9 protein-coding genes and 1 pseudogene are annotated in these 8,999 nt (G+C 74.9%); 8 read left to right on the plus strand and 2 right to left on the minus strand.

Translation table 11 applies throughout. The features are described 5' to 3' along the window. Window positions 1-675: 675 nt before the first annotated feature. The 8 genes from J7E86_RS26970 to J7E86_RS27000 all read left to right on the plus strand — a co-directional run bounded on the left by J7E86_RS26970 (window position 676) and on the right by J7E86_RS27000 (window position 7,767). A complete protein-coding gene (locus J7E86_RS26970) occupies window positions 676-1,923 on the plus strand; it encodes an MFS transporter (protein WP_215085178.1) in 1,248 nt (415 codons plus the stop codon). 41 nt (window positions 1,924-1,964) lie between these two features. Beyond that, window positions 1,965-2,594 carry a DsbA family oxidoreductase gene (locus J7E86_RS26975; protein WP_215085180.1) on the plus strand — a complete coding sequence of 210 codons (630 nt, stop codon included), beginning with the start codon at window positions 1,965-1,967 and terminating at the stop codon, window positions 2,592-2,594. A gap of 159 nt (window positions 2,595-2,753) precedes the next feature. Next, window positions 2,754-3,338, plus strand: coding sequence for an NADPH-dependent FMN reductase (locus J7E86_RS26980; protein ID WP_215085182.1), 585 nt, complete (start codon window positions 2,754-2,756; stop codon window positions 3,336-3,338). Between the two features lie 1,154 nt (window positions 3,339-4,492). Continuing rightward, complete coding sequence (locus J7E86_RS26985; RefSeq protein WP_215085184.1) at window positions 4,493-4,666, plus strand: hypothetical protein; 174 nt, start codon at window positions 4,493-4,495, stop codon at window positions 4,664-4,666. Next, window positions 4,663-4,791: a hypothetical protein gene (locus J7E86_RS31700; RefSeq protein WP_285439777.1), complete on the plus strand. Its 129-nt coding sequence runs from the start codon at window positions 4,663-4,665 to the stop codon at window positions 4,789-4,791. Before J7E86_RS26985 ends, J7E86_RS31700 begins: the two co-directional genes overlap by 4 nt. A gap of 137 nt (window positions 4,792-4,928) precedes the next feature. Further along, on the plus strand, window positions 4,929-5,840 hold the full coding sequence (locus J7E86_RS26990; protein ID WP_215085186.1) for an alpha/beta fold hydrolase: 912 nt from the start codon (window positions 4,929-4,931) through the stop codon (window positions 5,838-5,840). Between the two features lie 38 nt (window positions 5,841-5,878). After that, window positions 5,879-6,343, plus strand: coding sequence for a nuclear transport factor 2 family protein (locus J7E86_RS26995; protein WP_215085188.1), 465 nt, complete (start codon window positions 5,879-5,881; stop codon window positions 6,341-6,343). 395 nt (window positions 6,344-6,738) lie between these two features. Continuing rightward, on the plus strand, window positions 6,739-7,767 hold the full coding sequence (locus J7E86_RS27000) for a polyprenyl synthetase family protein (protein WP_215085189.1): 1,029 nt from the start codon (window positions 6,739-6,741) through the stop codon (window positions 7,765-7,767). 30 nt (window positions 7,768-7,797) lie between these two features. Here J7E86_RS27000 and J7E86_RS27005 read toward each other — a convergent pair whose 3' ends face one another. Next, window positions 7,798-8,541: a Mut7-C ubiquitin/RNAse domain-containing protein gene (locus J7E86_RS27005; RefSeq protein WP_215085191.1), complete on the minus strand. Its 744-nt coding sequence runs from the start codon at window positions 8,539-8,541 to the stop codon at window positions 7,798-7,800. 72 nt (window positions 8,542-8,613) lie between these two features. After that, window positions 8,614-8,999 (minus strand): annotated as a pseudogene (locus J7E86_RS27010) (PhzF family phenazine biosynthesis protein); the annotation flags it as partial.

Consider the following 8,999-nt stretch of genomic DNA (forward strand, 5'->3'; position numbering starts at 1 on the left):
CGCACCGCCCCCGCCGCGCGGGCCGCCGGCCGCACCCCCACCACCGGCCCGGCGCCGGCGCCATCCACCCACCGGCGCCGGCCCGTACGCACCAGCGCCGGCCGGCGTACCGCTCCGCCTCCGTGGGGGAACAGCGGGCGGCCGCAGATACGAGGAGTGAGCCCGCCCGGGGAAACGGAACGGGCCCGGGACGCAGAACGGGCCCGGGAAGCGGAATGGGCCCGGGCAGCGGAACGGGTCCGGAGAATCCGCCGGGTATTCCCCGGCGCCGGCAGGGCGCACCCCCGCAATGCGCACCCCGCAATGCGCGAACACCGCAGAACAACGTGAAACCTTCGTCCGCTCCCCGCCAAATCAACGGCAACCCGCCGACCGGACCGATGCGTTCCGGCAATGATGGACCGGGCAGCCCGGCAAGTCCCCCCAAGCCGCCCGTCCGTGACGCACGCCGACACCCCCGGCGCCCACCCGCCCCCGGCCCCAGGCTTTTGCGCCCCGGGTTTCCGGGCCCAGGCCCAAGCGGGTCCGCGTGCCCGGGGCCACCGTCTTGATGACGCGGCCCACGCCCGCCGTGACCCACGCCCCCGGTGCCATGCGCCCCCCGGGTGGCATGCGGCCCGCACACCGGCGGGCCGGACACCGGCGGGATGCGAAAACCAGGAGGAGAACCCCACCGTGGTGACCCACACCGACGGCCCCACCGGCCACCGCCCGCAGCCGCCCACCGGCTCCCGCCCCATCCTGCTGACCCTGCTGCTGGCCAGCATGCTCACCACCATGGCCGGCGCCATCATCGCCCCGTCCCTGCCCGCGATGGAGAAACACTTCTCCGCCGTCGACAACTCCGCCTTCCTGGTCCGTATGGTCCTCACCGTCCCCGCCCTGATGATCGCCCTCGGCGCCCCCTTCGTGGGCACCCTCGTCGACCGCGTGGGACGCAAGCCCGTACTGACCGCCTCCGTCGCCCTCTTCGGCCTCGCCGGCGGCTCCGGCCTGCTGCTGGACAACCTCTACGCCATCCTCGCCGGCCGGCTCCTGCTGGGCGTCGCCGTCGCCGGCATCATGACCGCCACCACCACCCTGGTCACCGACTACTACCCCGGCCAGGCCCGTTCCCGGGTCCTGGGCCTGCAGGCCGGCTTCATGGGATTCGGCGGCGTCGCCTTCCTCTCCCTGGGCGGCGTCCTGGCCGACCTCACCTGGCGCGGCCCCTTCGCCATCTACCTCGTGGCCGTCCCCCTGACCGCGCTCGTCCTGCGCTACGTCAACGAACCGCCCGCCGCCCCCGCACCCCAGGCCACCGACGGCCGCCGGGCCACCGCCCGCTTCCCCGCCCTGGCCTACGGCATCTACGCCCTCGTCCTGATCTCCCAGATCATCTTCTACACCGTCCCCTCCCAGCTGCCCTTCTACCTGAAGGACATCGGCGGCATCGGCGCCAGCGGCGCCGGCCTGGCCATCGCCCTGATGAGCCTGGCCAACGCACTGGTCGGCCTCAACTACGGCCGCATCAACCAGCGCTTCGCCTTCAAACCGGTCGCCATCGCCACCTTCACCCTCCTGGCCACCGGCTTCGCCGCCATCGGAGCCTCCTCCTCCCTGCCCCTGGTCCTCCTCGGCCTGGTCATCGTCGGCTCCGGCATCGGCCTGCTCATCCCCAACCTCAACACCTGGCTCGCCTCCCGCACCCCCGCCGCCCTGCGCGGCCGCGTCCTGGGCGGCGTCACCTCCTGCCTGTTCCTGGGCCAGTTCCTCTCCCCGGCCCTGACCCAGCCCATGACCGGCCCCATCGGCATCGACGGCGTCTACCTCGCCACCGCCGCCCTCGCCGCCCTCGTCGTGGCCGCCCTGCTGCTCCTGCGCACCCCCGCCGCCCCCGCGCCCCGGCCCGCCACCGCCCCGGCCACGGCCGAACAGCACTGAGAACCCCGCACCCCCACCACCCACGAAGGACCCGTAACCCCATGGTGAGCGACCCGCCCGCACCCCGCCGCGTCGATGTCGTCCTCGACATCATCTGCGCCCACTCCTACATCGGCTACACCCGCTTCGCCCGCGCCGCCAGGCGCTTCCGCGCCGCCGGCGGCAGCCTTGAGGTCCGCTTCCTGCCCTTCCAGCTCGACCCCGACGCCCCCGCCACCGGCGAGCCCCTCCTGGTCGCCCTGGAACGCAAGTTCGGGCCCGGCGTGAGCGCCGAGACCACCCGCGTCGCCGCCCACGCCGCCCACGACGGGCTGCGCCTGGACTACGCGGGCGCCGTGCACACCAGCACCCTCCAGGCCCACCGCCACATCGCCCTGGCCGCCCGCCACGACCTCGCCGAACAGGTCACCGAACGCCTCTTCCGCGCCTACTTCACCGACGGCGTCAACATCAGCGACCCCGCCGTCCTGGCCCGCCTCGCCACCGAGACCGGCCTGGGCAGCGGCACCGACCCCCACGACGGCATGGACGAGGTCCACGCCGGCCTGGAACGCGTACGCCGCGGCGGCGTCAACGCCGTGCCCCTCTTCCTCTTCGAGAACGGACCCGCCCTCTCCGGCGCCCAGTCCGAACAGACCTACCTGTCAGCGCTCGAAAATCCAGGCCACTGACAATTCCTCGTCAACTCCCGCCCACGGGCTTGACCTGACCCCCCGTCCGCAGGAAAGGCTTCACTGCACCCGCCCGGTGCGCTGAAATATCCTTCCCGGTGACCCGCGTTTGTTTTTTTGGCACCCCCCTTTTTTTTCATTACCAGCAAGGAGCACACCGTGTCCCAGTCCCCCCTCCGGCTCGCCGTGATCGTCGCCAGCGTCCGCGAGGGCCGCTTCGGCCCCACGGTGGCGAACTGGTTCGTCAAGCAGGCCGGCGTCCGTGACGACTTCGAGGTCGACGTCATCGACCTCGCCGACCACGAGCTGCCCTACGTCCTGTCCCAGCAGCCCTCCGCCGAGGTCACCGAGGCCCTGGCCAAGGTCTCCCCGCGCCTGGAGCAGGCCGACGCCTTCGTGATCGTCACCCCCGAGTACAACCACAGCTTCCCCGCCTCCCTCAAGAGCCTCATCGACTGGCACTACACCCAGTGGCAGGGCAAGCCCGTCGGCTTCGTCTCCTACGGCGGCCTCGCCGGCGGCCTGCGCTCCGCCGAGCAGCTGCGCCCGATCTTCGCCGAGCTCCACGCCGTCACCATCCGCGAGGCCGTCAGCTTCCACATGGCCTGGGAGAAGTTCGACGCCGACGGCGAGCCCAAGGACACCACCGGCCCGGCCGCCGCCGCCAAGTCCCTCCTGGACCAGCTCGGCTGGTGGGCCGACGGCCTCCGCGAGCAGCGCGCCCGCCGCCCCTACGGCAAGTAACCCCTCCCTTTTTCCGGTCCGCAGACCCGGCAGCCACCCCCACCGGGCGGCTGCCGGGTCCGCGGCACATCCGCCCCCACCCGGGGGAGCACCCTTCGCGGACCGGGGCCGGCGGGCCGGCTCACCGCGGCCGGGGCACCGCCGCCCACGGGCCCGGGCCGCCCGCCCTCCCGGCCCTCCGGCGGCAAGGGGCCGGTACCCGGCCCGGGCAGAACAACTGCCGGGCGGACCGGCCCCCTTACCGCACACGAGGGGGCTGCCGCCCATCGCGTACGGGCCTTTACGCACCCTGCGGCGCCCCGGGGGCCGCCGGCACCAACCTCGCTGCGCGCCGCGCCAGCAGGCACACCGTGGGCTGACCCGGCAGCGCTGGCCCTCCCTGGCAGGGACACCACTTCGCCACCACACGGGGACTTCAAGGGGCGCGCCTGGATGGGCGGGTGGCCGTCAAGGATCGTCCGTCCTCAAACTCCCCCAGCTACCGCTGGGAGGTGCCCCCGGACAGGCTGGATTCGGCGGCCGCCGCCCATTGCCTGCGGCTCGCACGCACACGTGCGCGGTCCGCACCCTCAAGCCGGTCCGGGCCTTGAGGGCAATCCCGGGTGCCGCCCTACCCGTCGTCCGGCGGGGGAGGGGAGAAGGACACCTCCGCCGGACGGGCCGTGCGCACCGCAACCGGTATCTGCGCGGCGCCCGGCCGGAGCAGGAACCCACCCGGCCCTCCCAGGACGGCTCCGACCCGGATGGAGTGCGCACGCGAGGTGGAGGACAGCCCGCCACAGCAATCTCTGGCGTGCGGCCCCCGCCGGCCCCTGACAGAACCGGGCGCGCGCCTACCCCGCTCGTACGCCCGCCTTCGGCGTGTGTCCGGCCGGTGCGCGGTGGAGGGAGTACGCCGCCGTCACACATCTGCGCCTGCGCCGATGCCCTGGCGGAAGCCAGGGCATCCCCCCCTCAACCGTGCCGCCCGCCCCGGCCCGTACGCCCACCCTCCTGTCCGGCCGGCTGCCGCACCGGTGGGCAGGGGAAGACACCCCGCCGGGACCGCAGAGCACCACCCCTCGCCGCCCCGCGCACCCACCCGCCAGGCCGGCACCGGCTCCGCCCACCTTCATCCCCTCCGCGCCCCGCACCCCCCCTCAAGGACATCCGCCGTGCCCCTCTCCTCCCCGCCCTCGCCCGACGCCGGGCACCGCCCCGCCCGTTCGGGCCGTATCGCCTTGTGCGCCCGGGCCCGCCGGGCCGCGTTCCGGCTGATCACCCACCCCACCCACCCCACTCCTCGCGCCCGTTCCGGCGCCGTCGCGGTGCGCGGGGGTGGCCGGTGATCGCCGAGACGGCTCACCGCACCGGTGAGAGCGCCGAGAGCCCCCGCCACGACGCCGTGGTCCTCCTCGCCGGCGAGGACGAGGGCCCCACCACCGAACCCCACATCCGGCGCGGCATCGACTGACCCGCCCCCCCGGGCCGGCCCGGCACCGTCCGCCACCCCCCCCGGCCGCCAGGCCGGCACCGCCCCGCCGCACAGCGCGGTCATCACCGCCGATGCCCCACCCCTGCGGCTCTGGACCACTGGAGTACGGACCCCCCATGACACAGCTGACCCACCCCACCGCCTCCGCCGCCGCCTCGGACGTGCGCGACATCGTCCTCGACGCCGACGGCACCCCGCTCTCGGGCCTGCTCATCGAACCGCGCAACACACCCCCCAGAGCCCTGGTGGTGGCCGTCCACGGCGGCGGCATGCGCGCGGGCTACTTCCACGGCCAGACCCACCCCAGCCAGTCCCTGCTCACCCTCGGCGCCGACTTGGGCTTCACCGTCCTGGCCGTCGACCGCCCCGGCTACGGGCTCTCCGCCGCCAGCTTCCCCCACGGCCAGACCCTCGCCGAGCAGTCCCGCATCCTGCACACCGCCCTCGCCCGCTTCGCCGCCACCCACGACACCGGCGCCGGCACCTTCCTGATGGCCCACTCCTACGGCGGCAAACTCGCCCTGCACGCCGCCGCCGACGACCGCGGCACCGGCCTGATCGGCCTGGACATCTCCGGCATCAGCCACCGCTACGCCGTCGACGTACGCCAGATCCAGGACTTCCACGGCCTCAAGACGTGGCCCCTGCACTGGGGCAAGCTGGCCCTCTACCCACCGGGCACCTTCCGCTCCGCGAAACCGCTGGTCACGCCCATGCCCCGGCGCGAGGCCGGTGAGGCCAGACGCTGGGCGGGCGACTTCCCCGGCCTTGCCGCCCGCGTCAAGGTGCCCGTCCGCTTCACCTTCGCCGAACACGAGGGCTGGTGGCACCACGACGAGGACACCATCGCCTCCATGCGCCACCTGCTGAGCGCCGCGCCCAAGGTCGTCTTCGACCGCCAGCCCCACGCCGGGCACAACATCAGCCTGGGCTGGGCCGCCCGCTCCTACCACCTGCGCGCCCTGGCCTTCGTCGAGGAATGCCTCATCTCCCGCGACGTCCCCGCCGCCCGCCCCGCCGCCGCCTGACCCCCCCCGCCCCGCCCACCTCATTTCCGGGAGCACTCATGCCGTCCCTCGCCGACCAGATCAGCCGCCTGCGCCACGACCTCACCGCCCTGACCGACCGCGCCCACCTCACCGCCCTCATCGACCGGTTCGCCGCCGGCCTGGACCACCCCGACCCCGACGCCTGCGACGAGAACTGGTACCGGGCCCTGTTCACCGAGGACGTCCACCTCGACCTGCCCAACGGCGACCACCACGGCGTCGCGGGCCTGCCCGGTTTCTTCCACGGTCCCAAGGCGGCCTGGGCCCGCACCCACCACCTGGTCACCAACCACCACCTCGACCTCGACGGCGACCGCGCCTCGGGACAGGCGTCCGCCCACGCCACCCACGTCCCCCACGACGGCGGCCCGCTGTTCACCGGCGGCGCCCACTACCACTTCACCGCCCGCCGCACGCCGGCCGGCTGGCGCATCGATCACCTGGCCGTGGCCATCATCTGGTCCACCACCGGCCCCCGGTAAGGGCCGCAGACCGTTCAGCCGTCCGCCGCCCGCCGCGTACCGCCACCGTCGGCCACCCACCCCGCGCGCCACGCGTTCCCGGCAGCGGATGCCCCCACGCCGCCACCCGGGTGCACCCCGCCGTTCCACCCTTGCCCGCGACGGCCCGTACCCCGGCAGCACCCCGCACCCCGCCCTCGCGCACACCATGCGCGTACCTCGCGCGAGGTGCGCGAACGCGCCTCGCGGGCGAACCACCAGGCACGAGCCCATCTCGCCACACGCCACCACCGTCACCCCAAAGACGCCCCCGTACCCCCGCGTCGCGAAGGCGGCGGACGCCGGACAACTGCCAAGCTGGCCACCGGGCGCCCCCGCGCCCGGGCACACCAGATCCCGCACCCCGGCGAGAACCCGTGAACCCCGACCCCACACCCCCCGCACCGGCCGCCGGTGAGCGCACCCCGGCCGCCCTCTTCGCCGGCTACTACACCCGCCGCACCCACCAGCTGTGGCCCCGCCCCGACGACCCCCTCGACGCCCTGGCCCGCTACGCTCTGCTGCCCCACGGCAAACTCCTGCGCCCCCGCCTGCTCCTGCTGTGCGTGGCCGCCCTGGGCGGCGACCTCACCCAGGCCGCGGCCGTCGCCGCCGCCCTGGAGAGCCACCACACCGCCAGCCTGGTCCACGACGACCTCATCGACGGCGACACCCGGCGCCGCGGCCGCCCCTCCGTCCACGCCCGCTTCGGCACCGAAGCGGCCCTCCTGGCCGGCGACGCCCTGCTGTGCCGTTCCTTCGCCGACGTCGCCGAAGCCCACCACCACGGCATCGCCCCCCGCCTGCTCCTGGACGTCATCGCCCTCGCCGGCCACACCGGGGCGGACATCTGCCGCGGACAGCTGCTGGAGGACCGCCTGCGCACCGATGCGGCCTGCGGCCGCGACGCCTACCTGGCCGTGATCACCCTCAAGACCGCCGCCCTGCTGCGCGCCACCTGCCGCTGCGCCGCACTGATCAGCGGCGCCGACGACACCCTCACCCAGGCCCTGACCGCCTACGGGCAGGCCCTGGGCATCGCCTTCCAGATCCGCGACGACCTGCTGCCCTACCGCCCGGCCACCGCCGAAGCCGCCGCCCGCGCCGGCAAACCCCTCTCCAGCGACCTGCGCAACCGCCGCCCCACCCTGCCCCTGCTCCTGGCCCTGGAGGAAGCCGGCCCCCGCCAGACCCGCCGCCTGCACCGGCTGTTCACCCGCGCCGGACACCACCCGCGCGCCCGCACCCGCCTGAGCGCGCTGCTGCGCGAACTGGGCGCCGTCGACGCCGCCACCACCTTGCTCGACGCGTACGTGGAACAGGCCCGCACCCACCTCCAGGCGCTGCCCCCCACCTCCCACCGCGAACAGCTGCACCGCCTCACCTACGCCATGAGCACCAGCTGAGGCCCCCGGCGCCCGGCAGGTGACGGCTCCTCAGGGAGCCGGTACCGCCGCACCGCCGAACTCCGCCACCGCCCCCGCGACGATCGCCTCCAGGCGGGCGTGGTGCGCCCCGCGCCAGTACACCCGCTCGCACGCCGTGCACTGCGCGAACACCTCGTACGTCGAGCGCGTGCCGCCTTCGAGCCGGTCGGCGACGCTGTCCTTGTCGGCCTCGCGCAGCACCCCGTTGCAGCCCGTGCACCGCGACCACGGAGCCAGCGGGGGCGCGAACCGGCCCAGGACGTCCCGCACCTGCTCCTCGGGCCGGTCGCTGTAGACGTAGGCGCCCGCCCACAGCTCCCTGCGGCGCAGCAGCCCCCGGTCCCGTGAGAGCAGCACCCGCCGCTCGGCCGCCGACCGGGCGGCCAGCGCCCGGTCCCCGATGTCAGCGCTCTCGTACGCCGCGTCCACCCCCAGCAGCCGCAACCGCCGCGCCAGCGTCCCCAGGTGCACGTCCAGCAGGAACCGCAGCGGCGCCCCGGGCACCGCTTGCGGCCGCGCCACCGCCCGCACCTCGATGCTCTCGCCGTGCGCGGGCACGTGCGAGGAGGCCACCGGGTGCCCGCCGGCGAGCAGCGCGCCGACCTCGGTGAGCGGCACACCGAAGGACTCCACCGCGTGACCGAGCGTGGAGCACCCGTCGGTCGCGAGCGCGACGTGCGCGCCGCGCCGGTCGGCCGGGGCGAAGAGCCGCAGTTCAGGGGCGAGGGCAAGGTCGATCACAGGGCGGTTCACACCCCCAGCATGCATCGCCCGCCCGCTACGCGGCACACGCTTTTCCCCCTTCCGCAGGGCCCGTACGCGGCCTCAGGCGCCGTCGGGGCGGTGGCGGGTGACCCGGCCACCGAGCTCGACCACGGCGCCGGGGCGGGGACGGGTGAGGATCTGCGAGCCCGCGCCCTGGCGGATGTCCAGGGCGCGGCCCAGCTCGTGGGTGAGCGTCATCGCCGCGGCCCCGGTGGCCTCGTCCTCGCCGATGCCGTCCCCGCGCCGGGGGAAACCGCGCGCCCGCACCACACCCGCCTCCTCGTCCTGCCACGCCCACGCGTACAGCCAGCCCTCGCCCGGCGGCGGTACGGGCAGTGCCTCGACCTCGGCCACCGAGGCGTACTGCCGGGTGCGCCGCCCGCTCGCCCACGCGGTCCGGGCGCGCACCCAGGTGAACTCCCCTTCCCGCCACGCCGCCACCTCAC

The sequence above is a fragment of the Streptomyces sp. ISL-11 genome (assembly GCF_018614525.1).
GTDB lineage: Bacteria > Actinomycetota > Actinomycetes > Streptomycetales > Streptomycetaceae > Streptomyces.